Below are 22819 nucleotides of genomic sequence, written 5' to 3' on the forward strand. Positions count from 1 at the left end.
CTCAGCCGCCGACGCCGACCTCGTTGTCCGGGGCACCGTCGCCCTGCGTCGGGAGGTCGCCCCGCTCGGTGGGCGGGCTTCCCGGCCCGGTGGGCTCCTCGCCCGGACCGGAGCCCGGTCCGGGTCCGCCAGGCGCGGGGGCGGCCGTGGCTTCGGGCAGCAGGTCGTCGAGTTCGCGGGCGTCGGCCCGGCGGGCGTTCTCGGCTGCGCTGCGCAGCGTGGAACGGTCCACGGCTGCCCGGTCCGCGGTCACCCGGGTGAGGTAGCCGTCACCGGCGCGCTGGTACTCGTGCTGCTCCGGACCGGGCAGATACCAGTGCTTGCCGTCGCGCTCGCACTGCTGCGGTGCCGCGCCCTGTTCACTGGCGCAGTGCGTGTCCTCCGGGCGGCCGCGGTCCACAGCGAGTTGGATGACGCCGCCGCCCGACGTGGAGACGTACGAGGCGGTGAAACCGTCGTGGCCGATCGGGCCGACGGACTGACTGGCGAGGTCGTAGCCCGGCACCTCAGTCACGTGGACCAGTTCCAGGCGCACCCCCAACGTCTTGGCGCGGGCTCGGAGTTCGGCCTGGTCCGGTGCTGCGGCACCTTCCCCGCCGCAGCCGGACAGGGGAAGGGCGAGCGCCAGCAGGCCGGCTCCGAGCGTCCGGCGTAGCGCGGGTCTCATGGTCTGCCTCTCGGTCTTTCCGGCTGCTCCGCTTCCGCCGCGGGTCCGCGGGCGTCGCAGGTCCGGGCTTGTCACAGGTTCGGACTCGTCACAGGTCCGGGCTTGTCACAGGTTCTCGAAGGGCGCCGCGTAGCGGAACTCGCCGGTGAGCGTGGGGCGGTGGGCGGTGAGGGTGCGGACCTGGAAGAAGTCGACCCAGGTCGGGTCGGGTGCGGTGACGCCGTGCTCGGTGGACGGCTGGAAGCCGAAGCGGCCGTAGTAGGCGGGGCTGCCGAGCAGGGCGACGAGGGGCTCGCCGAGGGCGTCGGCGGCGCCGAGCACGGCGTGCATGAGCGCCTGGCCGACGCCTCGGCCCTGGTGGTCGGGGTGCACGCTGAGCGGGCCGAGGCCGAGGGCGGGCTGCCCGGCGACCCGGCCGCGGGTGCAGACCACGTGGCCGACGGGCCGGCCGCCGTCCTGCGGGTCGATGGCGACCAGCGAGAGGGCTGGCAGCCAGTCGGGGCAGTCGCGCAGCGCGTCCAGCAGGGTGGTCTCCACCGGCTCTGGCACCTCGGTGTTCGCGAAGGCGGCGGTGGTGACCTCACGCACCGCGTTGAGGTCGGCCGGAGTCTCGGTTCTGATCAGCACCCGGAAAGCCTGGTGTTCGGGCGCCGCCACCGCAACCGGGTTTCCGGCCCGGGATGCGGGACCTTGCCGCAACGACCGGGCGCCGGGTGAGCGGGCGGGCGACTGTCGGTGGGGCGGCTTACCGTGGGCGGTGACCGGCCACCGTGGCCGGTCACCGTGACCGGCCGGGGTGCCCGGGCGGCGTGACCGGCCGGGTGGCCGGTGTGAGTGAACGGGGTGCGGGTGTCGGTGGTGGACGGGGTGTACCGGGTGCGCAACGTGGGCAGCGGGCTGCTGCTGGAGGTGTACGGGGGGCGGACCGGCAGCGGGGTGAACGTGCAGCAGGGGGATGACGACGGGCGGCCCGGCCAGCGGTGGCGGATCACCGCGGTGCATCCCGGCAGCGCGCTGCACCACCTCGACAACGTGGACGGCGGCGCGCGGCTGGACGTCGCCAACGCCGACACCTCGCCGGGCGCGAACGTGCAGCAGTGGCGGGCGAACGGCTTCGGCGCGCAGGAGTGGCTGCTGGAGGAGCACGTCGAGTCGCCCGGCACGTACTGCCTGGTCAGCGGGATCAGCGGGCTGCTGCTCGAGGTGGCGGACGCCTCCGGCGAGGACGGCGCCAACGTGCGGCAGGGTGAGGACGCCGACAGCGCGGCGCAGTGGTGGCGGCTGGAGCCGGCGGCGGGGTGACGGCCCGCAGGCCGGGCGCCCGGGAAGGGGCGTCCGGCCTGCGGGGCTGGGAGCGGTCCGGTCAGGAACGGCGAGCAGGGGCAGGGAGCGGTCAGAGGGGCTTGACGCGGATGTCGCGGTAGGAGATGACGTCGGTGGTGCCGTGGACCTGGAGGCCGACGTAGCCGGAGGCGTAGCGCCTGCCGTCGGTGCCGGGGTCGTCGGCGCGGGCCGGGAAGAAGGACTGGCCGCGTACGTTGTCGAACTCGTTGATCAGCACGCCGTTGCGGTAGACGGTGTAGCGCTGGCCGACGACCTGGATCTCGTAGTCGTTCCACGTCCCCTTGGGGGTGACGCCGGATCCGCCGAGGCCGACGCGGTCGAAGCCGTAGACCGAGCCGGTCTTGTACATGTCGCCGTCGGGGCGGTCGAGGATCTGCACCTCGTGCCCGTACTTGATGGCGACCCACTCGGGCCGGGACTCCTCCGGGTGGCCGTGCGGCTGCGGGAAGCGGACGAAGGCGCCCGCGTTGGCGTTGCCGGTGCCAGGTGCGTCGTCCCGCCACTGGAACTTCAGCGAGAAGTCGTCCCATCTGCGTTCGGGGAACCAGAGCATGCCCATGCCGGCCGTGGTGGTGCTGCTGGTCATCGAGCCGTCGTCGTTGAGAGTGAACGCGCCCCCGCCGACCTGCTGCCACTTCTCGAACGACGCCCGTGTGCCGTCGAAGAGCTTGCGGTAGCCCTCGGACTGCCCGGGCGTGCCGATGCCGGAGTCGCGGGCGGCCTGGGCGATGAGTCCGCGTTCCCGTTCGTCGATGACGCCCTCGGAGCGCAGCGCGGCGAGGACCGCGTCGACGTGTTTGAGGAAGAGGGCGTGCGAGGTCCAGTCCCGCTCGTCCTCGATGCGTTCGTTGATCCGGCACCGGTTGTCGGTGATCCGGTTGGGCACACCGGTGTCGACGGTGCCGACCTGCACGGTCCGGCGTTCGTCGAACTCGGCGCAGCCGGGGGCCGGTACGCCGCCGCCGCGTACGACGGTGAAGGCGGTCTGCCCGGCCTGCGAGGTGTTGCCGGCGTTGTCGGTGGCACGGTAGGCGACGGTGTGCCGGCCGACCCGGTCGACCACGACGGGTGCGGTGTACTCCAGGTAGGGGCCGGCGTCGAGCGAGTACTCGACGGTCTTCACGCCGGAGCCGGTGTCGGTCGCCTTGACGGTGACCTCGGCGCGGTCCAGGTAGGCGCCGGCGGCGTCCTTGCTGCCGGTGACCTCGACGGTGACCCGGGGTGGTTCGGTGTCCTCGGCGGGCGGCTCGACGACGGTGAACGTCACCGACGCGACGGGTGAGACGTTGCCGGCCCGGTCGGTGGCCCGGTAGCGCACGGTGTGCGCGCCGACCTGGTGGATCATCACCGGGCCGTTGTAGGGCTGCCAGGCGCCGTCGGTGCCGCGCGCGTACTCGATCGTGTTGACGCCCGAGCCGGTGTCGGAGGCGGTGACGGTGACGGTGGCCATGCTGAGGTAGTTGCCGTCGGCGTCCTTCTCGCCGCTGACCGTGGCGGACGTCTCGGACGGGTCCTGGTCGTCGGTGGGCGGGGCGGTGACGGTGAAGCCGACGCTGTCCGGTTCCGACACGTTGCCGGCGCGGTCGGTGGCCCGGTGGCGCAGGGTGTGCTCGCCCACCTGGTCGACGACGACGGGCTGGGTGTACGGCTGCCACTCGCCGTCGGCGCCGAGGGCGAACTCGACGGTGTCCACGCCGGAGCCCTCGTCCTCCGCGGTCACGGTGACCGTGGCCTGGCCGACGTAGGCGCCGTCGGCGTTGCGGGTGCCGTCCACGGTCGCGGTGGTGGTCGGTGCGGTGGTGTCCTCGCCACCACCCTCGGTGACCACCAGCACGCCCTGCATCTGGCCGTGGCCGGGAATCGTGCAGTAGTAGCGGTACCGGCCGGGGCTGAGGGTGACCTCGGCGGTGTGCTTGCCGCCGTTGGCGTCGGACGGGTTGGCGAGGATGTTGAGCGGGACGTCGTTGTTGTACTGCGGGTCGGAGACGTCGAAGGTCAGGGTGTGCGGCATACCGGTGGTGTTGCCGGTGGCCGCGCTGTTCTCGAAGACGATGGTGGTCGGGCCGGCGACGGCGGTGGTGGGTGCGGAGGTGTAGTGGTTGATGTCGTCGTCGGCGGTCCAGGTGAGGACCTGCTGGGCGGCGGCGGCCGGTTCCGCGGCTGCGGGTGCCGCCGCCGCGGGTGCGGACGTGAGTCCGGCCAGCATCAGCAGCGTGCCCAGCAGCGCGGTCCACAGCCGTGGCGCGGCGCGCCGGTGTGCGGTGCGGGTCATCCGGCCCTCCTGGCAAGGTCCTTGGCGAGCGGGGTGGCCTCGCCGCCGGTGTAGGAGACCCGCCACAGCGCGGAGGCGGAGTCGGAGGTGAAGAAGCCGCGTCCGTAGTCGAGCACGTAGAGCACCCCGTCCGGGCCGAACTTCCAGTCCATGAGGTTGCGGATGCCGCCGGCTCCTACGGGCACGATCTTCTTCAGCGACTCGGCGTGCACGGGCAGCCCGCCCTCGCCGAGCGTGCGCGGGTCGGTGACGACGGCGTGGCGCGGCTGGTCGCCGTCGTAGAAGTCGCCGACGAACCACTTGCCGTCCCAGTACGCGGGCCATCTGCCGTCTCCGGCACGGTTCTTGTCGAAGCGGTAGACGGGGCCGTTCATCGCGGCCTGGCCGCCGCCCTTGAGCCACGGCAGGAGCAGCGTCTGCTGCGACAGCTCGTAGGAGGGCACGCCGGCGGCGTTCCGGGGGAAGTCGGGTCCGCCGCCCTGCGGGGAGTACCAGATGCTGTTGGGCGTGACGGGCGGCAGGTTGACCAGCCCGTCGTTGTGCGGGGACTCGTTCTTCGGCGCGTCGCAGTCGTACCAGCCGAGTGGGCGGGTCGGGTCGGGCAGGTTGCGGTCGCGGTAGGGCTGGTTGTTGCCCATGCAGAACGGCCAGCCGTGGTTGCCTGCCTTGGTGATGGCGGCGAAGGTGTCGTACTTCGCCGGGCCCCAGGTGGTGCTGGGGTTGGCCGCGTCGGGGCCGACCCAGCCGACGTGCAGGGTGTCGGTGAGCGGGTCGACGGAGATGCGTGAGGGGTTGCGTACGCCCATCACGTAGATCTCGCCGCGGGTCTTGCCGCCGCCCTCGGCGGTCTCCTCGCCGGTGAAGAGGTTGCCCTCGGGCAGGGTGTAGGTGCCGTCCTGCTCGGGGTGGACGCGCAGGATCTTGCCGTTGAGGTTGTTGGTGTTGCCGGAGGTGCGGCGGGCGTCGGCGAACGAGACGCCGCGGAAGGCGGGTTCGGGGTTGTTGCCGGAGTATCCCCCGCTGAACTGGGAGGAGTTGGTGTCGCCGGTGGCGATGTAGAGGTTGTCGTCCGAGTCCCAGGCCATGCCCCCGCCGGCGTGGCAGCAACTGTGGATCTGCACGGGCCACCTGAGGAGGACCTTCTCCGAGGACAGGTCCAGTCTGTTGGTCCGCGGGTCGAGCGTGAACCGGGAGACGCGGCGCTCGGCCATGTGCGTCTCCCGGTTGATCTGCGAGTGCGGCGTCCAGTGCAGGTACATCCAGCCGTTGGTGCGGAAGCGCGGGTCCAGCTCGATGCCGAGCAGGCCTTCCTCCGTCTTGACGAGTTCCCCGCCGCCACCCCTGTTGCCGAAGACGGTGAGCGAGCCGACGAGCGTGTTCTGCCCGGTCTCCGGGTCGAAGACGTGGATCTGGCCCTCGCCCTTGCCGACATCCGGGTCGTTCCAGTCGGTGACGACCGGACGGGAGGAGTCCGCGCCGCCGCGGCCGATGTGGAAGACCCGGCCGTCGGGTGCGGTGACCAGGCCGTGCGGTTCGCCGATCTGGTCGTTCTGGCCCGGCTGGTTGGGCCGGGTGAGGCGTTCGGCCCGGTAGTTGGCGGTGAGTGTGGCCTGGCAGTCGGCGCGCACCAGGCGGGTCGTCCACAGCAGCGCGCCGCGCAGGTGGTCGCGGAAGTCGGCCTCGTCGTACGCGGCGGCGGTGCCGCCCATCGCGGTGTAGAAGGACCGGCCGCCGTCGTAGTCGCGGCACCAGGAGACGGGGTGGTCGGCGCCGTTGGCCCCGGTGCCCGGCCGGTAGGTGGTCTCGCGGACGCGGGCGACGGTGTGCACGTCGCCTGAGGGGTTCTTCTCCCAGTTGGGCCACTTGTCGAGGCGCTTCCACTCCAGTGGCAGGCCGCCGGCGGCGGGGTGGTTGCGGTCGCCGACCTCAACGGTGGCTCGCTGCGCCGTGGTTCCGCTGCCGGCGACCGGGCGGGCGCCGACCAGCCCTTCGTACCAGTCGGAGTAGGGCTCGGTGCGGGCCGCGTCGTGGATGCCGAGGAAGCCGCCGCCGGCGTTCACGTAACGCTCCAGGCCGGCTTCCTGGCCTGCGTCGAGCACGTCGCCCGCGCCGGTGAGGAAGACGACGCTGTTGAACCGGCCGAGGCGGTCCTCGTCGGTGAAGACCCGGGCGTCCGCGGTGGCCTCGATCCGGAACCGCTGGTCGGTGGGGCCGGAGAGGCCGATGCGCTCCAGCGCCTCGATGCCGGCGTCCACGACGGGGGACTCCTCGCCCGCCGAGCCGTGGAAGACGAGCACCCGCACGTCGTCGCTGCCCGGTGGTGAGGGCAGGGAACCCAGGGGCACTGCCGCCGGTGGCGGCGGCCCTGGATAGGGCCGGGCGGTGGCGGTGCCGGCCAGGGTGCCGGCGGCGAGCGCTGCGGACAGCAGCACCGCCGCCGATGCCCGGCGGGTGCCGCGTCTGCGGTGCCCGGTGGGGCGCGGTGTGCGGCGTTGCCTCATCGCTGGTGATAACACGGGACGTTGATGCGGGGTCAGCCGCATGTGGTCACCCACCCCTCGTAGGTCACAGCATCAGCGCGGTTGAAGCTAGACCTCTTTCGTCAACTCGCCAAGGGGTACGGCTGTTATGGAACGAACTTTGTCCTGAGTGTGGATAAACCCGGAACCGGTCGCTACGGTGTGGGCGGTCCCGGGCGTGCCGTCGCCCGCCGGTCCGGTGCGTGCAGGTCGATCTCGTTGCGAGCAAGGGGAGTTGGCTATGGGCAGAGCTGCAGGCGGCACCGGCAGGCGACTGGTCGACCGGCGCTCGTTCGTCGGCGGCACGGCACTGGCCGCGGCCGGACTGGCCTCCGTCTCGGCGGCTGCACCCGCTCGTTCGGCAGCGGTGGCCGACGTGCGCACCGCACCGGCCGGCGGCAGGGTCCGGCGCCTCACGATGTTCGCCGAGCGACTGCCGGGCGGCCGGATGGGCTACGGGCTGGAGAAGGGCAAGGCGACCGTGCCGGGGCCGCTGATCGAGATCAACGAGGGCGACACCCTGCACATCGAGTTCGAGAACACCATGGACGTCGACGCCAGCCTGCACGTGCACGGCGTGGACTACGAGATCAGCAGCGACGGCACCCGGCAGAGCCGCAGCCACGTCCCGCCCGGCGGCAGACGCACCTACACCTGGCGCACCCACGCCCCGGGCCGCCGCAAGGACGGCACCTGGCAGCCGGGCAGCGCCGGCTACTGGCACTACCACGACCACGTGGTGGGCACCGACCACGGCACCGGCGGCATCCGCAACGGCCTCTACGGGCCGCTGGTGGTGCGCCGCGAGGGCGACGTCCTGCCGGACCGCACCCACACGGTGGTGTTCAACGACATGACCATCAACAACCGGCCCGCGCACCAGGCCCCGGACCTGAAGGCGACCGTGGGCGAGCGGGTGGAGATCGTCATGATCACGCACGGTGAGTACTACCACACGTTCCACATGCACGGGCACCGCTGGGCGGACAACCGGACCGGCCTGCTGACCGGCCCCGACGACCCGAGCCGGGTGATCGACAACAAGATCACCGGGCCGGCCGACTCGTTCGGCTTCCAGGTCATCGCGGGCGAGGGCGTGGGCGCCGGGGCCTGGATGTACCACTGCCATGTGCAGAGCCACTCCGACATGGGCATGGCCGGCATGTTCCTGGTCGCCCGCCCCGACGGGACCGTGCCCGGCCACGACCCGCACCCGCACGGCACCCCGCCCGCCGACGCGGACCCCGCGTCAGCCTCCACACCGGCGGCCGGGCACCACGACCACGGCTGAGCGGACGTCGGACGTCCGGAGTCCCGGCCGGGGACTCCGGACGTCCGCGGAATGCACGCGGCAGAAACCCTACTCGCGGCTACCGCACGTCGGTAGAAGTGTGCGCTTCAGAACTCACCGTCGTAGAGCAGGTCTCCGGCGGCGTCGTAGACCATGACCCTGCCCTTGCCGCTCTCCGAGTCCCGCCACGCGGAGAACGCGTCAGCGAGCCGCTTCCCGTTGGCCTTCGTGGCCTCCGCGTCCTTCAGCCCAGTGGAGATGAAGGCCCGGTCCCCTCCGTTCTCCCAGTCTCCGTACACGTCCTTCACCTCGTCGCCGAGCGTTGCCGAGTCCCCTGACTTTCCTGCCTCGTCGCGGAATTCCCGCGCGTTCTGCTGGGACTCTGCTTTGTCCTCGACCGGAGGCGCGGCGGCAGGCACAATCACCGCTTCCGGCTCGGGCTCAGCCGACCAGGGCGCGGAGCATCCCGTGAGCAGGAGTGCGACGAGGAAAGCCAGACTCAACTTGCTTCGCATGATTTCTCCTTCTCGATGACGCTCATTCAGCGGCGCCGTCGAAGTCGGCACCGAACGTCAGCATGTCAAAGAACCCTGAGTTCATCGGCCTTGTTATTCCAGTTGCCGCCATAGGGGTACGACACCTTGTTTAGCTTATAGCAGCTTCCCGCAGCGAAAAGCACCGAAGATCCGGCATGCGTGTGCGGTGGTCGATTGCCCGGCCACCACCGGACAAGCGATTGTTGCACGCCGAGCCAGCCTTATCGCGGAACGACCTATCTGCGAGCTTCTTCACACCCTTGGCGTTCCACTTCAGCATCCGGGGCACCTTGTAATCCGTGGAATCAAACAAGCAGACATAACCCACCAGGCAGTCGATGATCGCACTGGCGCCGATGTCACCATTGACTTCTGTCGGTATCTGCTTTAGCGACCTCGCCTCACTAAGGGCTGTCCCGCAATCCCTGGTGGAGGAGCGCACGGCGTCAGATGCGGTGCATCGCAAGGCGGAGGGACGTCCGCATACTGGTCGTATGTGGACGCCCTCCCCTTCACTACCCTCTGCCCAACTGGTTTGCGCGGCGATCAAGAGTGCCGACGTGGCTATGGCAGCAACTGTTACGGCTCGTTTGAAAAAGCTTCTTCCCCCAATGTGTACGCGCTGTGGTCGAGTTGTACTTGCAGCGCGCAACAGATGGTACACGGTGCCTTTCCATCCTGCGGGTGCAGCTTGGCGGTTGGGCTGACAACGTGGTGAAGCCCCTGGTAAATGGGGTTTCGACCAAGAGAACCGTCTCCACCAGAGGCTTCACATGCTCGCCTACCCGTCCGGCGTCGACGTGTCCGGCTCTGCTCTTCGCTTCCTCGCCCAGGAGTTGCGACGGCACCGCCGGGTGTTCGGCTCCCGCTGGCGGCGGCTCAGCGCCGGCCGCCAGGCCCTTCTCACGCTCGCCCACCTGCGGGTGGGACACACCTACGCCCAGCTCGCGGCCGGGTTCGGAGTCGGAACCACGACCGCGTACCGCTACGTCACCGAGGTCATCGACCTCCTGGCGCCCTCGCCCCGCCCTGGCCGACACCGTCCGCACCGCGCCGACGAGGCACACCTACTCCCGGACGGCACACTCCTACCGAAACGACCGCATCGCCGCGGACCGGCCCTTCTACTCCGGCAAGCACAAGAGAGGGCCGTCCAGTTCCTCGATCGTGGCGTTGGACGGGCCGCGGCGGGTGCACAGGTCGCGGGCGACCGCTTCGGCGTCGCGCAGCACGCGGACCGCGTTGTGCCAGGTGAGCTTCGCCAGGTCCGCCTCCGACCAGCGGCGTCGCAGGAGTTCGGCGACGAGCAGCGGGTAGCCGGCGACGCTGTCGAGCCCTTCGGGCAGGAAGGCGGTGCCGTCGAAGTCGCCGCCGATACCCAGGTGGTCGATGCCGGCGACCTCGCGCATGTGGTCGAGGTGGTCGGCGACGGTGGCGACCGTGGCGATCGGGCGCGGGTTGTCGCGCTCGAAGGCGTCGTGCACCTTGCGGGCGTCACCGGTGGTGTCGAGGGGGTGCAGGCCGTGGGCGCGCATGTTGGCGTCGGCCCGGGCGGTCCACTCGACGGCGGCCGGGAGGATGAACTTCGGCACGAAGGTGGCCATGGCGACGCCGCCGTTGGCGGGGAGCTGGGCCAGCACCTCGTCGGGGATGTTGCGCGGGTGGTCGCAGACCGCGCGGGAGGAGGAGTGGGAGAAGACCACCGGCGCCTCGGTGGTCCGCAGCGCGTCGCGCATGGTGCTCGGCGCCACGTGGGAGAGGTCCACCAGCATGCCGACGCGGTTCATCTCCCGCACGACCTCCTCGCCGAAGCGGGTGAGGCCGTCGTGCCGGGGGTCGTCCGTCGCGGAGTCGGCCCAGTCGATGGTGTCGTTGTGGGTGAGTGTCATGTACCGCACGCCGAGCCTGCCGAGCGCGCGCAGCGTGCCGAGGGAGTTGCCGATGGAGTGGCCGCCCTCGGCACCCATCAGGGAGGCGATCCGGCCCCGGTCGCGGGCGGCCTCCATCTCGTCGGCGGTGGTGGCCGCCTGGATGTCGTCCGGGTAGCGGGCGAGCAGTTGCCGTACCGCGTCGACCTGCTCCAGGCAGGCGGTGACGGCGGTGTCGCCGGCGTAGTCGCTGCGCACGTAGACGGACCAGAACTGGGCGCCGACGCCGCCGGCCCGCAGCCGGGGCAGGTCGGTGTGCAGGTGGGCGGACTGGTCGGTGGCGATGTCCCGCCGGTCGAGGTCGTAGCGCACCTGCGCGCGCAGCGCCCATGGCAGGTCGTTGTGGCCGTCCACGACCGGGTGCTCGGCGAGCAGCGCGCGGGCACGCGCCAGGTGGCCGCCGGACGGCAGGTGCTCGCCGCTCACAGGGCGCCCGCTCACCGCGCCCCCGCTCACTTGTTGAAGCCGAAGCCGCCGGCGTCGGTGCGGCTGCGAAGCCGCCGGCCCTTCTCGGTGGCCTGGTCGTTGAGGTCCTGCTGGAACTGCCGCATCCGGTCCTGCAGGTCGCCGTCGTGGGCGGCGAGGATGCGGGCTGCGAGCAGGCCCGCGTTGCGGGCGCCGCCGATGGAGACGGTGGCGACGGGCACCCCGGCCGGCATCTGGACGATGGACAGCAGCGAGTCCATGCCGTCGAGGTACTTCAGCGGGACGGGCACGCCGATCACCGGCAGCGGCGTCACCGAGGCGAGCATGCCGGGCAGGTGGGCGGCACCGCCCGCGCCTGCGATGACGGCGCGCAGCCCGCGGGAGGCCGCCTGCTCGCCGTAGGCGATCATCTCGTGCGGCATGCGGTGGGCGGAGACGACGTCCACCTCGTAGGGCACGTCGAACTCGTCAAGGGCCTCGGCGGCGGCCTCCATGACGGGCCAGTCGGAGTCGGAGCCCATGACGATTCCGACGAGCGGGCTGGAGGAGGCGGCGGTCATTCGGTGATGGTCCCTCGCAGGTAGTCGGCGGCGTGGCGGGCGCGGGCGCGCACCTCGTCCAGGTCGTCGCCGAAGGTGTTGACGTGGCCGACCTTGCGGCCGGGCTTCACGTCCTTGCCGTACATGTGGATCTTGAGCTGCGGGTCGCGCGCCATGCAGTGCAGGTAGGCGGCGTACATGTCGGGGTAGTCGCCGCCGAGCACGTTGGCCATCACCGTCCACGGCGCACGCGGCCGGGGGTCGCCCAGGGGCAGGTCGAGCACGGCCCGGACGTGGTTGGCGAACTGCGAGGTGACCGCGCCGTCCTGGGTCCAGTGCCCGGAGTTGTGCGGGCGCATCGCCAGCTCGTTGACCAGGGTCCGGCCGTCGCGGGTCTCGAACAGCTCGACCGCGAGGTGGCCGACCACGCCCAGCTCGTCGGCGATGCGCAGCGCGAGCTGCTGGGCGTCGGCGGAGCGCTGCGGGCTGAGGCCGGGCGCCGGGGCGATGACGGTGTCGCAGACGCCGTCCACCTGCACGGACTCCACGACGGGGTAGGCGACGGCCTGGCCGTGCGGGGAGCGCACGACGTTGGCGGCCAGTTCCCGGACGAAGTCGACCTTCTCCTCGGCGAGCACCGGCACGCCGGCCCGGAACGGCTCGGCCGCGCCCTCGGTGTCGTGGACCACCCACACGCCCTTGCCGTCGTAGCCGCCGCGCACGGTCTTCAGCACGACGGGGAACCCGCCGCCCTCGGCGGCGAAGGCGGCCACGTCGGCCGGGTCGCGCACGATGCGGTGGCGGGGGCAGGGCACGCCGATGGCGTCCAGCCTGGCCCGCATCACGCCCTTGTCCTGGGCGTGCACCAGCGCGTCGGGGCCGGGGCGGACGGGGATGCCGTCGGCCTCCAGGGCGCGGAGGTGTTCGGTGGGCACGTGCTCGTGGTCGAAGGTGATCACGTCACAGCCCTGGGCGAAGGCCCGCAGGGTCTCCAGGTCGCGGTAGTCGCCGATGACCACGTCACCGACGACCTGGGCCGCGGAGTCCTGCGGGGTGTCGCTGAGGAGCTTGAATTTCAGGCCGAGGGGGATGCCCGCCTCGTGGGTCATGCGGGCGAGCTGACCGCCGCCGACCATGCCGACTACCGGGAACGTCACGCTCCCAGGGTACGCGGCGGAGTGACGTGGTTAGCTGGAGGGAGGGGGAAAGACCGACCGAACGGGGCGATGGAGATCACTACCGGGGAAGAGCGCTCGCTGCGCTCCAGACTGAGGCGGCTGACGCGGGAGGCGAGCAAGTTCGGCACGGTGGGGGCCGTGGGCTTCCTGGTCAACGTGCTCGTGTTCAACCTGTGCATCAACGTCTTCCAGTTGGCCTCGGTCCGTTCGGGTGTGATCGCGACGGCCGTGGCGATCTGCACCAACTACGTCGGGAACCGGTACTGGACGTACCAGGACGCCGACAAGAAGCGGGTGCGGCGGGAGGCGGCACTGTTCCTGCTGTTCAGCGGCGTGGGCATGGTCATCGAGAACGGAGTGCTGGCCCTGTCGCACTACGGTCTCGGCCACACCTCGGCGCTGGCCGACAACATCGCGAAGAACGTGGTCGGGATGGGCCTGGGCACGGTGTTCCGCTTCTGGTCGTACCGCACGTGGGTGTTCCGCGACGAGGCCTCAGTCGGCGGGCGGCTGGACGTCCCGGCTGAGGAACAGCGCGAACACCGGCGGATGCAGCTGAAGTAGTTCCAGCCGCCCGCCGTCGGCCTCGGCGAGGTCGCGGGCGACGGCGAGGCCCAGGCCCGTGGAGTTGCGTCCGCTGACGGTCCGCTCGAAGACCCGCGAGCCCAGCTCGGGCGAGACGCCCTGGCCCTCGTCGGTGACCTCCACCACGACCTGGTTGCCCGCGACGCGGGTGCGCAGGGCCACGGTGCCGTCGCCGTGCATCAGGGAGTTCTCCACCAGGGTGGCCAGCACGGTGGCGACGGCGCCCGGTGTGCCGACGGCACGCAGGCACGGCTTGCCGGAGTGCACGATGGCCCGCCCCGCGCCGCGGTAGGCGGGCCGCCACTCCTCGACCTGCTGGAGCACGACCTCGTCCAGGTCGAAGCCGACCGCGGAGCCGGAGCGGGCGTCGCGGGAGTTGGTGAGCAGCCGACCGACGACCTCGGTGAGCCGTTCCACCTGGGCCAGCGCGATGGCGGCCTCCTCCTTGACCGTCTCGGGGTCGGTGTCGGCGGTCTCCACGATCTCCTCCAGCCGCATCGACAGCGCGGTGAGCGGGGTGCGGAGCTGGTGGGAGGCGTCGGCGGCGAGGCGGCGCTCGGCGGTGATCATGCGGGCGATGCGTTCGGCGCTGGCGTCGAGCACGTCGGCGACCCGGTCCAGTTCGGGCACGCCGTAGCGGCGGTGCCGGGGCCTGGGGTCGCCGGAGCCGAGGCGTTCGGCGGTCTCGGCGAGGTCGGTGAGCGGGGTGGCGACCCTGCGGGCCTGCCGGACGGCCAGCACGGCGGCGGCGATCACGGTGACCAGGGCGAGGACGAGGATGATGACCAGGATGCGGCCGACCTCGTCGCTGACCACGCTGCGGGACTGCTGGACGACGACCCGTTCGCCGTCGGTGCCGGTGGCGCGGCCCTCGATGTAGCCGTCACCGGGTTTCTCCCCGAGGGCGAAGGTGCGCTGCCCGGGCAGCGAGACGGTGACGTACCGGTCGGCGGGCGCGGCGCTGCGCAGCGTCCCGGCGGAGACCGTCTCCCCGGCGGCGAGCCGGGCCTCGACGACCGCGACGATGCGGGCGGCCTCGGACCGGGTGGACTCGTGGGCGCTCTTCTCGATGGCCTGCGCCTCCACGATGACCAGGGAGAGGCCGAAGACGGCGATGACGACGAGCACCACGGCCAGCGTGGAGTTGATCAGGCGGCGGCGCATGGGGCGGTTCGGTCAGTTCTTCTCGAAGCGGAAGCCGACGCCGCGCACGGTGGCGATGAACCGGGGGTTGGCGGCGTCGTCCCCGAGCTTCTTGCGCAGCCAGGAGATGTGCATGTCGAGTGTCTTGGTGGAGGACCACCAGGTGGTGTCCCAGACCTCCCGCATCAGCTGGTCGCGGGTGACGACGCGGCCGGCGTCGCGGACGAGCACCCGCAGCAGGTCGAACTCCTTCGCGGTGAGCTGTAGCTCCTCCTCGCCCATCCAGGCGCGGTGCGACTCGACGTCGATGCGCACGCCGTGGGTGGCGGGCGGCTGGGCGGGTTCGGTGCTGCCGCGCCGCAGCAGGGCCCGGACCCGGGCGAGCAGCTCGGCGAGCCGGAACGGCTTGGTGACGTAGTCGTCGGCACCCGCGTCGAGCCCGACGACGGTGTCCACCTCGTCGGCGCGGGCGGTGAGGACGAGGACGGGGAAGCCGAACCCCTCGTTGCGGAGCCGCCGGCACACCTCCAGGCCGTCCATGCCGGGCAGCCCGAGGTCGAGCACCACCAGGTCGATGTCCTTGTGCAGGCCGGCGTCGAGCGCGGACGGGCCGTCCTCACGCACCTCGACCTCGTACCCCTCGCGGCGCAGTGCGCGGGCGAGCGGCTCCGAGATGGACGCGTCATCCTCGGCGAGCAGTACTCGGGTCATGGGCCGATGGTAGACCGCCCGCGCCTACCGGGGGACCGCAGCGCCACAGCTACGCAACGTCACACACGATCATGCATGACCATGATCAATCGAGTTCTTTACCTGCATTACCTTTGATTGAAGACCTCTTTACCTGTGATTCACGCCTCATTCCCTGTTTTGAGGCACCTCGACGTGACGTATGGTGAGCAAGGCTTCCCTTGGTGGGAGCCCATGGGGTCCCGGTCCGCAGCCAGCGGCAGGGGTCCCTTTCCTGTGCGGGCCGCCCCCGGGCCCGTGCCACCCCCCGTCCGGGCGCACCCGCCCCCACCCGTCGGTGCGCGCCGGCGAAGCAGCAAGGATCAACCCATGGCGTCCAGCGCGACGAAGGACGCCGCCCCGCACGGCGGCAAGACCTTCTTCGGCCACCCCCGCGGTATGGCCACGCTCTTCATGACGGAGATGTGGGAACGCTTCTCCTGGTACGGGATGCGGGCCCTGCTCGTCCTCTACCTGTACACCGCGGTCACCGACGGCGGACTCGGCATCGACGAGGCCACCGCGGTGGCGATCTACGGCGTGTACAACGCCGTCGTCTACATGGCCGCCATGCCCGGCGGCTGGGTCGCCGACCGGCTGTGGGGCGCCCGCAAGGCCGTCCTGGTCGGCGGAATCGTCATCGCCGCCGGCCACTTCACCCTGGCGATCCCCCATCCGGCGGTGTTCTTCGTCGGCCTGGGCCTCATCGCCGTCGGCACCGGCCTGCTGAAGCCCAACATCTCCGCGATGGTCGGCCACCTCTACGCGGGCCAGTCCAGCGCCCGGCGCGACGCCGGCTTCACGCTCTTCTACATGGCGATCAACATCGGCGCGCTCGCCGCGCCGCTGGTCGTCGGCTACCTCGGCGAGAACGTCGACTGGCACCTCGGCTTCGCCGTGGCGGGCGTCGGCATGACCCTCGCAGTCGTCCAGTACGTCCTGGGCAGCCGCCACCTCGGCGACGCGGGCAACCGCCCCGCCGACCCGGCCTCCCCCGCCGAGCGGCGCACCGCGCTGCGCCGGGTGCTGCTGTGGACGGGCGTGGCCGCCGCGGCGCTGCTGCTCGACGTGGCGCTGGGCACCTTCGACATGGAACACCTGGTCAACGTGCTGGCCGTGCTGGGCGTGCTCGTACCCGTCGGCTACTTCACGATGATGTTCCGCAGCCCGCAGCTGACGGCCGAGGAGCGCCCGAAGGTCGTCGCCTTCATGTGGTTCTTCGTCACCGCCGTGCTGTTCTGGATGATCTACGACCAGTCGGGCTCGCTGCTCAACATCTTCGCCAAGGAGAAGACCGACCGCGGCATCGGCGGCTGGGAGTTCCCCGCGTCCTGGCTGCAGTCGGTCAACCCGGCCTACGTGATCATCCTGGCGCCGCTGTTCGCCGCGCTGTGGGTGAGGCTGGCCCAGCGTCGGCGCGAGCCCAGCACCCCGGTGAAGTTCGGCCTGGCCATGCTGCTCATCGGCGGCTCGTTCGGCCTGATGGGCCTGGCCGGGGCGGCAGCGGCGGCCAGCGACACCGGGCAGGTCACCGTGCTGTGGCTGCTGGGCGTCTACCTGGTGCAGACGGTCGGCGAGATGTGCCTGTCGCCGGTCGGCCTGTCGCTGTCGACCAAGCTGGCGCCCAAGCAGTTCGTCAGCCAGATCATGGGCCTGTGGTTCCTCGCCGTCGCCACCGGCAACGCGCTCAACGGCTGGGCGACCCGCCTCAACGCGCCGCTGGGCGACGCCGCCTACTACTCGATGTGGGCGGTCGTCGCGGTGGCCGCGGGTCTCGCCTTCCTCACCGGCGCACGGCGCATGCGCGGTCTGATGGGCGACGTGAACTGACCCGGACGGCTCCCGGCCGGACCGAGCAGCCCCGGAACCACGCAGGACGGTTCCGGGGCTGCCCGCACATCCGGGCCCCGCGTGCCCGGGCCGCGCCCGTCCCGTGCCCGGGTGCGGCGCGGTGGGCCGCGGGTGACGATGAGCGGGTGCGTACCGCGGTGGCGGGGGTGGCCCTCGGCACGGCGCTGGTGCTCGGCACCACCTGGGCCGCCGTGCACACCGGCACGCCCCGCTCCCCCGCCCCACCGGCCGCCGCCGCGCCGCCGCCGGTGACGGTCGCCTACGGCCCCGGCCCGGACCGGCACCTCACCGTGCACCGACCGCCGTCCGGCGCCGATCGGGCACGCCCCGGGGTCCTGCTGCTGCACGGCGGCTACTGGGCGCACCGCACCGGCTGGCTCACCCGGCCCGAGCAGTTCGCCGCCCGCGGCTTCGTGGTGCTGGACGCCGGCTACACGCTGTCCGGGCGGGCGCACTGGCCGGCGCAGCGCACCGACGTGCGGGCGGCTCTGGCCTGGGGGGTGCGGCACGCGGACCGGATCGGCCTCGACCCGGACCGGATCGCCCTCGTGGGCTCCTCCGCGGGCGGCCACCTGGCGGCGGACCTGGGGACGGACGGCGGCGCACATCCGGTGCGGGGTGTGGTCGGCCTCTCCCCCGTGCTCTCGCCCCACCGGGCGTGGCGGGACGCGGGGCGTCCCGGGGCGGACCGGCGGCAGCGGCTGCTGGGGGCGGCTGCGGAGCGCCTGCTGGGTTGCCGGCCCGTACCGCACGACCCACCGTGCCGACAGCGCTGGCGGGACAGCGCGGTGGCCCGGCCGTCGACGGCTGCGGGCGGTGTGCCGATGCTGCTGCTGCACTCGGCGGGCGACTTCGTCCCGGCGGCGCACTCCCGCACGCTGGCGGTGGTCCGGCCGGGCGTCACCGTCCGGGTGCTGCCGGGGGACGCTCACGGCGTGGCGCTGCTGGACTCCCCCGGGGTCGCCGAGACGGTACTGGCCTGGCTGGGCGCCGTGACCGCGACAACCGACCGCCCGGCGGGCGAGCCTGCGCACCGGCCGGACGACGTGCTCCCCGGGCTCCCAGAACCCCCAGAACTCCCGGCGCACCCCCTCACCCGCCCGCACGTCTGAGGCGACCCGGGTGCGACGCCCGCAGCCGGCCTCCGCAGCCGGTCGCGGGCGGACGGACGGGTCAGGCCGGTCCGGCCAGCTCCGCCCACACCGTCTTGCCGCTGCCGTCCGGGTGGGGCACCACGCCCCAGTCCAGACACAGCCGCTGCACGATGAACATGCCGTGCCCGCCGGGCCGGCCGGGGCGGTGCGGGGTGCGGGGTGCCGGCTGGCCGCTGCCCGGGTCGACGACCTCCACGCGGAACAACTTGGGGCCGGAGCCCACCCGCAGTTCCTCGGGGGCCGTCGCGTGCAGGCAGGCGTTGGTCACCAGCTCGGACACGACCAGGAGGACGTCCTCGGCCGCCGCGCGCTGCTCGGCCGAGGAGGCGGGCAGCCATCCCCAGTCGTGGAGGGCCTGGCGGGCGAAGTCACGCGAACGCTGGACGGCGCCGCCCGCCCCGACAAGGCGGAGGCGGCGGACCTGGCGCAGTTCGCGCACCTGGCCTTCCGGTGCGCCGGGGGCTCCCGTCCCCTGAACCGGTTCCGGGCCGCGATCGCCCGCCGGGGACGGCCGGGTGGTGCTCATCAATGCTTCACCTCGCCGGTTCACCGGGTCGTATGTCGCCACTCCCGCAGGTGTGCGGGGTACGAGCAGTTGACAGATTCCAGTGGTCTCCTGCCCGGGCGAGCCGTGAAGACACCCACGGATTCGTCCGGACCTCTGTAAGACGCATAACGCTTGGATTACGAGTCGGACGAGCCGGCGAGGGCGTCCGCCAGCGTTTCGTGCAGTGTGAACACCGCACCGGCTCCGGTGATCTCCAGCACACGCGCGACCACCGGCTGCATGTTCGCGAGGTGCACTCCACCGCCGGCGGCTTCCGCCTTGAGCCGGGCACCGAGCAGCACGTTCAGCCCGGTGGAGTCGCAGAACTCCAACCGCGAGCAGTCCACGACCAGTCGGCCGCAGCCGCTGGCCAGAGCCTGTTCCAGCGGCTCGCGCAGCACCTCGGCGGTGTGGTGGTCGAGCTCGCCGTCCGGGGTGAGCACTGCACTTGCGCCCTCACGGCGCACGTCAACCGTCAGCCGGCCCCGGTGGCTCGTGCTGCCGGGCATCCCGCGGTCCATGTGCACCCTTTCTGCTGGGGTAACGCTCGGTTGTTCAGCGGCTAAACCTTACGCCTTGACCGTCACCCGGGGTACCCGAACATCTCTGCCAATGCACATAATCCGGACATAGCGCACTTGCCATGCCCCGTCGTGAGCAGGTAGGCCTAGTAAACGTAAAGAGTTTGCCCATGCGTCGGCCCTGGAGGCGCCGCACCCGCAAGTGCACGCACGGCTTCGGCAGCCTGAATGCCGAGAACCACGGAGGACACCCATGTCACCCCAGCTCGACGAGCCGCGTACCGAACCGCATGCTGCCCCGGCAGTCGCCGTCGCAGCCCATGAGACCGCATCGGCCGCGTCGTCGACAACCCCACCCTTCGCTGAGCCCGTCGAGCCTGTCGACTCCGGCGAGTTCGCCGAACCGCCCGGTACCCCGGCCGTCGAGGGTCCACACCTCGACAAGCCGGCCGAGGGCACGCCGTTCGGCGAGGTGGGGCCGCTGGACGCCCGGGCGATGTCGAAGTCGCTGTTCGAGCGGCTCGCCTCGCTGGACGAGGGAACCCACAGCCACTCCTACGTCCGCAACACCCTGGTCGAGCTGAACCTCGCCCTGGTGAAGTTCGCGGCCTCGCGGTTCCGTTCCCGCAGCGAGCCGATGGAGGACATCGTCCAGGTCGGCACGATCGGCCTGATCAAGGCCATCGACCGGTTCGAGCCGGACCGCGGCGTGGAGTTCCCCACCTTCGCGATGCCGACCATCGTGGGCGAGATCAAGCGCTTCTTCCGCGACACCTCCTGGTCGGTGCGGGTGCCGCGGCGGCTGCAGGAACTGCGGCTGGACCTGGCGAAGGCCGGTGACGAGCTGGCGCAGCAGCTGGACCGCGCGCCCACCGTGGCCGAACTCGCCGAGCGGCTGGACATCACCCGCGAGGAGGTCGTCGAGGGCATGACCGCGAGCAACGCCTACACGGCCAGCTCGCTGGACGCCCAGCCCGAGGAGGACGACTCCGAGGGCGCGCTCGCCGACCGGATCGGCTACGAGGACCACGGCCTGGAGGGCATCGAGTACATCGAGTCGCTCAAGCCGCTCATCGCCGAGCTGCCGCAGCGCGACCGCCACATCCTCTCGCTGCGCTTCGTGGCGAACATGACGCAGTCCGAGATCGGCGAGGAGCTGGGCATCTCGCAGATGCACGTCTCCCGGCTGCTCTCGCGCACGCTCACCAAGCTCCGCAAGGGCCTGCTCGTCGAGGAGTGACCTCCGCACGTCACGCCCGCGCCCCACGTGCCACGCCTGCGCTCCGCGCGGGCCGCAGGGCCGTCCCGGTCGCCGTACCGGGGCGGCCCTGCGGCCGTTCCGGCGGGGGTGCACGCCGCGGGTGGCGGGACGGCTGCTGCCGGCCGTCGGCGCAGGCCGTCAGGGCGCCTGCGGCGGCCCGCAGGACGAGGCCGGGGGTTCGGGGCGGCAGGGGCCGGGGGCGCGGCCCAGGAGGGCGACCAGGCGCTCCGAGGGGCCGGCCGAGGACGGCACCGGGACCGGCGGCCCGAACAGGTCGCCGCGCCGGACGGACGGCGGGACCAGGACCGGGGCCAGCGCCAGCAGCTCCGCCGCGAGCCGCGTCGGGACCGCGCCCGCCGCACCCGTGACCCCGCAGGCGCGGTGCACGTCCCAGCCGTGCACCGCGATCTCCAGGGCGCCGGCCGCCGCGACCAGCCCGGCGGCCATCGGGCACCCGCCCACCGCGAGCGGCGGCGTCCCCGGTCCGGCCGCCGTCCAGGCGCCCAGCAGCCGGGCCGCAGCCGCCCGGAACGCCGCCGCCGGGTCGGCGGCCTGCGCGGCCTCCTCGGGGCCGGGCCGCAGCCCCACCCGGAGCTGCCGGGCGCCCTCGTCCAGCGCCGCGACCGACTCGTTCAGGTGCCGCAGCAGCATGCCCAGGTCCCAGCCTTGGCACGGCGTCGGCCGGGACAGCGGCACGGGCACGTGAGGCAGGGGCGCATGAGGCAGGGGCGCATGAGGCACAGGCGGGCTGACCCGGGCGACCGCGCCCAGGGCGTAGGCCACCGCCCGTTCCAGCAGCTCCGCGCCCTGCTGCGGGCCGGGCTGCGGCCGGCTGCCGCCGCCCGGCGGTCCGGCCGTCACCCGGCCGTCACCCGGCCGCGCGCCGGTCCACCGGCGGGCGCGGCCCCGGCCGCCGCCCGGTCCGGCCAGGGGCTGGGGCTGGGGCTGGGGCTGGGGCTGGGGCTGGGGCTGGGGCTGGGGCTGAGCCGCCCCGTCCACCTGGCCTACCGGCCGGGTGTAGCTCGCTCATCTCGTCACGCTCCGCGGGTCGTCGGCCGCTGTCGGTGGTACGGACCCCGGCAGCGCCGCGAACTCATCGGCGGCGGACCCGCTCCCCGCGGTGCCAGACCTCGGAGACCAGCGGCACACCCGGCCGGTAGGCCAGGTGGACGTGGCTGGGGGCGTCCAGCAGCACCACGTCGGCGCGGGCACCCGGCGACAGCCGGCCGACGTCGTCGCGCCGCAACGCGGCGGCGCCCCCGGCCGTCGCCGACCACAGCGCCTCGTCGGGTGTCATGCCCATCTCGCGGACGGCGACGGCGACGCAGAACGGCATGGAGCTGGTGAAGGAGGAACCGGGGTTGCAGTCGGTGGACAGCGCCACCGTGACGCCCGCGTCGAGCAGGCGCCGGGCGTCCGGGTACACGGCCCGGGTGGAGAACTCGCAGCCCGGCAGCAGCGTCGCCACCGTCCGACCCGAGGCCAGCGCGGCCACGTCGGCGTCGGTGAGGTGCGTGCAGTGGTCGGCGGAGGCCGCCTCCAGCTCCACGGCGAGCTGCACGCCCGGACCCTCGGTGAGCTGGTTGGCGTGCACGCGCGGCACCAGCCCCCGGGCCATCCCGGCGGTCAGCACGGCCCGCGCCTGGTCGGCGTCGAACGCACCCCGCTCGCAGAACACGTCCACCCAGCGGGCGTGCGGCGCGCAGGCGTCGAGCATCTCGCCGGTGAGCAGCCCGACGTAGCCGGCCGGGTCGTCGGCGTACTCGGGGGCGACGATGTGCGCGCCCAGGTAGGTGACCTCGTCGGTGTGCGCGGCGGCGATGCGCAGCGCCCGCGCCTCCTGCTCGGTGGTGAGCCCGTAGCCGGACTTGGTCTCCACGGTGGTGGTGCCCTGGAGGCGCATCTCGGTGAGGTACCTCACCAGGTTCGCGGCGAGCTGCTCGTCGGTGGCCTCGCGGGTGGCGGCCACCGTGGTGCGGATACCGCCCGCGGAGTAGGCGCGCCCGGACATGCGCGCGTTGAACTCCTCGGTGCGGTCGCCCGCGAACACCAGGTGGGAGTGGGAGTCGACGAAGCCGGGGACCACCGCCCGGCCGGCCGCGTCGTGGGCCGTGTCGGCGGCCGGTGCCCGGCCGGAGGGCCCGGCCCACACCACGTGGCCGTCCTCGATGACCAGGGCCGCGTCCGGCACCTGGCCGAGCGGCCCGTCGCCGAGCGCCGGGTCGTTGGTGACCAGCGTGCCGATGCGGTGGATGACGGTGGACGCGGACATGGGGCTCCCTGCGGGTCAGGGGACGGACGGATGGTCGGCCCGGGTGGGCGGGCCCC

At 72.4% G+C, this 22819-nt stretch carries 19 protein-coding genes and 3 pseudogenes; 7 read left to right on the forward strand and 15 right to left on the reverse strand.

Annotation, left to right across the window (positions count from 1 at the left end; all coding sequences use genetic code 11):
- Position 1: 1 nt before the first annotated feature.
- Positions 2–667: a hypothetical protein gene (locus QNO07_RS20420; protein WP_283993654.1), complete on the reverse strand. Its 666-nt coding sequence runs from the start codon at positions 665–667 to the stop codon at positions 2–4.
- A 105-nt stretch (positions 668–772) separates the two neighbouring features.
- Positions 773–1294, reverse strand: coding sequence for a GNAT family N-acetyltransferase (locus tag QNO07_RS20425; RefSeq protein ID WP_283993655.1), 522 nt, complete (start codon positions 1292–1294; stop codon positions 773–775).
- Positions 1295–1501: 207 nt separating this feature from the next.
- Here QNO07_RS20425 and QNO07_RS20430 point away from each other — a divergent pair, with 207 nt between their 5' ends.
- Positions 1502–1969 carry an RICIN domain-containing protein gene (locus QNO07_RS20430; RefSeq protein ID WP_283993656.1) on the forward strand — a complete coding sequence of 156 codons (468 nt, stop codon included), beginning with the start codon at positions 1502–1504 and terminating at the stop codon, positions 1967–1969.
- A gap of 91 nt (positions 1970–2060) precedes the next feature.
- Here the strand turns inward: QNO07_RS20430 and QNO07_RS20435 are convergent, their stop codons facing one another.
- Entirely contained in the window at positions 2061–4283 is a 2223-nt protein-coding gene (locus QNO07_RS20435) for an OmpL47-type beta-barrel domain-containing protein (RefSeq protein WP_283993657.1), read from the reverse strand.
- Positions 4280–6784, reverse strand: coding sequence for a ThuA domain-containing protein (locus QNO07_RS20440; protein WP_283993658.1), 2505 nt, complete (start codon positions 6782–6784; stop codon positions 4280–4282). Before QNO07_RS20440 ends, QNO07_RS20435 begins: the two co-directional genes overlap by 4 nt.
- A gap of 259 nt (positions 6785–7043) precedes the next feature.
- On the opposite strand from QNO07_RS20440, the gene QNO07_RS20445 reads away from it, so the two are divergent.
- On the forward strand, positions 7044–8093 hold the full coding sequence (locus QNO07_RS20445) for a multicopper oxidase domain-containing protein (RefSeq protein WP_283993659.1): 1050 nt from the start codon (positions 7044–7046) through the stop codon (positions 8091–8093).
- Between the two features lie 107 nt (positions 8094–8200).
- On the opposite strand, the gene QNO07_RS20450 is transcribed toward QNO07_RS20445, so the two are convergent.
- Positions 8201–8608, reverse strand: a complete 408-nt coding sequence (locus QNO07_RS20450; RefSeq protein WP_283993660.1) for a hypothetical protein — start codon at positions 8606–8608, stop codon at positions 8201–8203.
- Positions 8609–9402: 794 nt separating this feature from the next.
- On the opposite strand from QNO07_RS20450, the pseudogene QNO07_RS20455 reads away from it, so the two are divergent.
- Positions 9403–9779 (forward strand): annotated as a pseudogene (locus QNO07_RS20455) (helix-turn-helix domain-containing protein); the annotation flags it as partial.
- Here the strand turns inward: QNO07_RS20455 and QNO07_RS20460 are convergent.
- Genes QNO07_RS20460 through QNO07_RS20470 form a run of 3 tightly spaced genes read right to left on the reverse strand, consistent with a single transcriptional unit; the run spans position 9754 to position 12679 of the window.
- On the reverse strand, positions 9754–10983 hold the full coding sequence (locus tag QNO07_RS20460; protein ID WP_283993661.1) for a dipeptidase: 1230 nt from the start codon (positions 10981–10983) through the stop codon (positions 9754–9756). The pseudogene QNO07_RS20455 and the gene QNO07_RS20460 overlap by 26 nt on opposite strands.
- A 26-nt stretch (positions 10984–11009) precedes the next feature.
- Complete coding sequence (gene purE / locus QNO07_RS20465) at positions 11010–11543, reverse strand: 5-(carboxyamino)imidazole ribonucleotide mutase (protein ID WP_283993662.1); 534 nt, start codon at positions 11541–11543, stop codon at positions 11010–11012.
- On the reverse strand, positions 11540–12679 hold the full coding sequence (locus QNO07_RS20470) for a 5-(carboxyamino)imidazole ribonucleotide synthase (RefSeq protein WP_283993663.1): 1140 nt from the start codon (positions 12677–12679) through the stop codon (positions 11540–11542). Before QNO07_RS20470 ends, purE begins: the two co-directional genes overlap by 4 nt.
- 69 nt (positions 12680–12748) lie before the next feature.
- Between QNO07_RS20470 and QNO07_RS20475 the strand changes: the two genes are divergently transcribed.
- Positions 12749–13264 carry a GtrA family protein gene (locus QNO07_RS20475; RefSeq protein ID WP_283993664.1) on the forward strand — a complete coding sequence of 172 codons (516 nt, stop codon included), beginning with the start codon at positions 12749–12751 and terminating at the stop codon, positions 13262–13264.
- Here the strand turns inward: QNO07_RS20475 and QNO07_RS20480 are convergent.
- The 3 genes and pseudogenes from QNO07_RS20480 to QNO07_RS20485 form a co-directional block, all read right to left on the reverse strand.
- Positions 13196–14143 (reverse strand): annotated as a pseudogene (locus tag QNO07_RS20480) (sensor histidine kinase); the annotation flags it as partial. The gene QNO07_RS20475 and the pseudogene QNO07_RS20480 overlap by 69 nt on opposite strands.
- A 24-nt stretch (positions 14144–14167) precedes the next feature.
- Positions 14168–14371, reverse strand: a pseudogene (locus tag QNO07_RS27740) (two-component sensor histidine kinase); the annotation flags it as partial.
- 90 nt (positions 14372–14461) lie between these two features.
- On the reverse strand, positions 14462–15139 hold the full coding sequence (locus tag QNO07_RS20485) for a response regulator transcription factor (RefSeq protein WP_283993666.1): 678 nt from the start codon (positions 15137–15139) through the stop codon (positions 14462–14464).
- A 348-nt stretch (positions 15140–15487) separates the two neighbouring features.
- On the opposite strand from QNO07_RS20485, the gene QNO07_RS20490 reads away from it, so the two are divergent.
- Both QNO07_RS20490 and QNO07_RS20495 read left to right on the forward strand, forming a co-directional pair.
- Positions 15488–16987 carry a peptide MFS transporter gene (locus QNO07_RS20490; RefSeq protein WP_283993667.1) on the forward strand — a complete coding sequence of 500 codons (1500 nt, stop codon included), beginning with the start codon at positions 15488–15490 and terminating at the stop codon, positions 16985–16987.
- Positions 16988–17133: 146 nt separating this feature from the next.
- A complete protein-coding gene (locus QNO07_RS20495) occupies positions 17134–18120 on the forward strand; it encodes an alpha/beta hydrolase fold domain-containing protein (RefSeq protein WP_283993668.1) in 987 nt (328 codons plus the stop codon).
- Positions 18121–18181: 61 nt separating this feature from the next.
- On the opposite strand, the gene QNO07_RS20500 is transcribed toward QNO07_RS20495, so the two are convergent.
- Entirely contained in the window at positions 18182–18688 is a 507-nt protein-coding gene (locus QNO07_RS20500; protein ID WP_283993669.1) for an ATP-binding protein, read from the reverse strand.
- Between the two features lie 158 nt (positions 18689–18846).
- Entirely contained in the window at positions 18847–19230 is a 384-nt protein-coding gene (locus tag QNO07_RS20505) for an STAS domain-containing protein (protein WP_283993670.1), read from the reverse strand.
- A gap of 253 nt (positions 19231–19483) precedes the next feature.
- Between QNO07_RS20505 and QNO07_RS20510 the strand changes: the two genes are divergently transcribed.
- A complete protein-coding gene (locus QNO07_RS20510) occupies positions 19484–20470 on the forward strand; it encodes an RNA polymerase sigma factor SigF (protein ID WP_283993671.1) in 987 nt (328 codons plus the stop codon).
- A gap of 159 nt (positions 20471–20629) precedes the next feature.
- On the opposite strand, the gene QNO07_RS20515 is transcribed toward QNO07_RS20510, so the two are convergent.
- Entirely contained in the window at positions 20630–21352 is a 723-nt protein-coding gene (locus tag QNO07_RS20515; RefSeq protein ID WP_283993672.1) for a TIGR03086 family metal-binding protein, read from the reverse strand.
- A 232-nt stretch (positions 21353–21584) separates the two neighbouring features.
- Positions 21585–22763, reverse strand: a complete 1179-nt coding sequence (gene hutI / locus QNO07_RS20520) for an imidazolonepropionase (protein WP_283993673.1) — start codon at positions 22761–22763, stop codon at positions 21585–21587.
- Positions 22764–22819: the final 56 nt, after the last annotated feature.

This window comes from Streptomyces sp. 549, assembly GCF_030124175.1.
Taxonomy (GTDB): Bacteria; Actinomycetota; Actinomycetes; order Streptomycetales; family Streptomycetaceae; genus Streptomyces.

Coding starts and splice junctions, on each gene's coding strand:
- QNO07_RS20420 (WP_283993654.1), bottom strand. CDS start 667: ATGAGACCCGCGCTACGCCGGACGCTCGGAGCCGGCCTGCTGGCGCTC.
- QNO07_RS20435 (WP_283993657.1), bottom strand. CDS start 4,283: ATGACCCGCACCGCACACCGGCGCGCCGCGCCACGGCTGTGGACCGCG.
- QNO07_RS20440 (WP_283993658.1), bottom strand. CDS start 6,784: ATGAGGCAACGCCGCACACCGCGCCCCACCGGGCACCGCAGACGCGGC.
- QNO07_RS20445 (WP_283993659.1), top strand. CDS start 7,044: ATGGGCAGAGCTGCAGGCGGCACCGGCAGGCGACTGGTCGACCGGCGC.
- QNO07_RS20450 (WP_283993660.1), bottom strand. CDS start 8,608: ATGCGAAGCAAGTTGAGTCTGGCTTTCCTCGTCGCACTCCTGCTCACG.
- purE (WP_283993662.1), bottom strand. CDS start 11,543: ATGACCGCCGCCTCCTCCAGCCCGCTCGTCGGAATCGTCATGGGCTCC.
- QNO07_RS20475 (WP_283993664.1), top strand. CDS start 12,749: ATGGAGATCACTACCGGGGAAGAGCGCTCGCTGCGCTCCAGACTGAGG.
- QNO07_RS20485 (WP_283993666.1), bottom strand. CDS start 15,139: ATGACCCGAGTACTGCTCGCCGAGGATGACGCGTCCATCTCGGAGCCG.
- QNO07_RS20490 (WP_283993667.1), top strand. CDS start 15,488: ATGGCGTCCAGCGCGACGAAGGACGCCGCCCCGCACGGCGGCAAGACC.
- QNO07_RS20500 (WP_283993669.1), bottom strand. CDS start 18,688: ATGAGCACCACCCGGCCGTCCCCGGCGGGCGATCGCGGCCCGGAACCG.
- QNO07_RS20505 (WP_283993670.1), bottom strand. CDS start 19,230: ATGGACCGCGGGATGCCCGGCAGCACGAGCCACCGGGGCCGGCTGACG.
- QNO07_RS20510 (WP_283993671.1), top strand. CDS start 19,484: ATGTCACCCCAGCTCGACGAGCCGCGTACCGAACCGCATGCTGCCCCG.
- hutI (WP_283993673.1), bottom strand. CDS start 22,763: ATGTCCGCGTCCACCGTCATCCACCGCATCGGCACGCTGGTCACCAAC.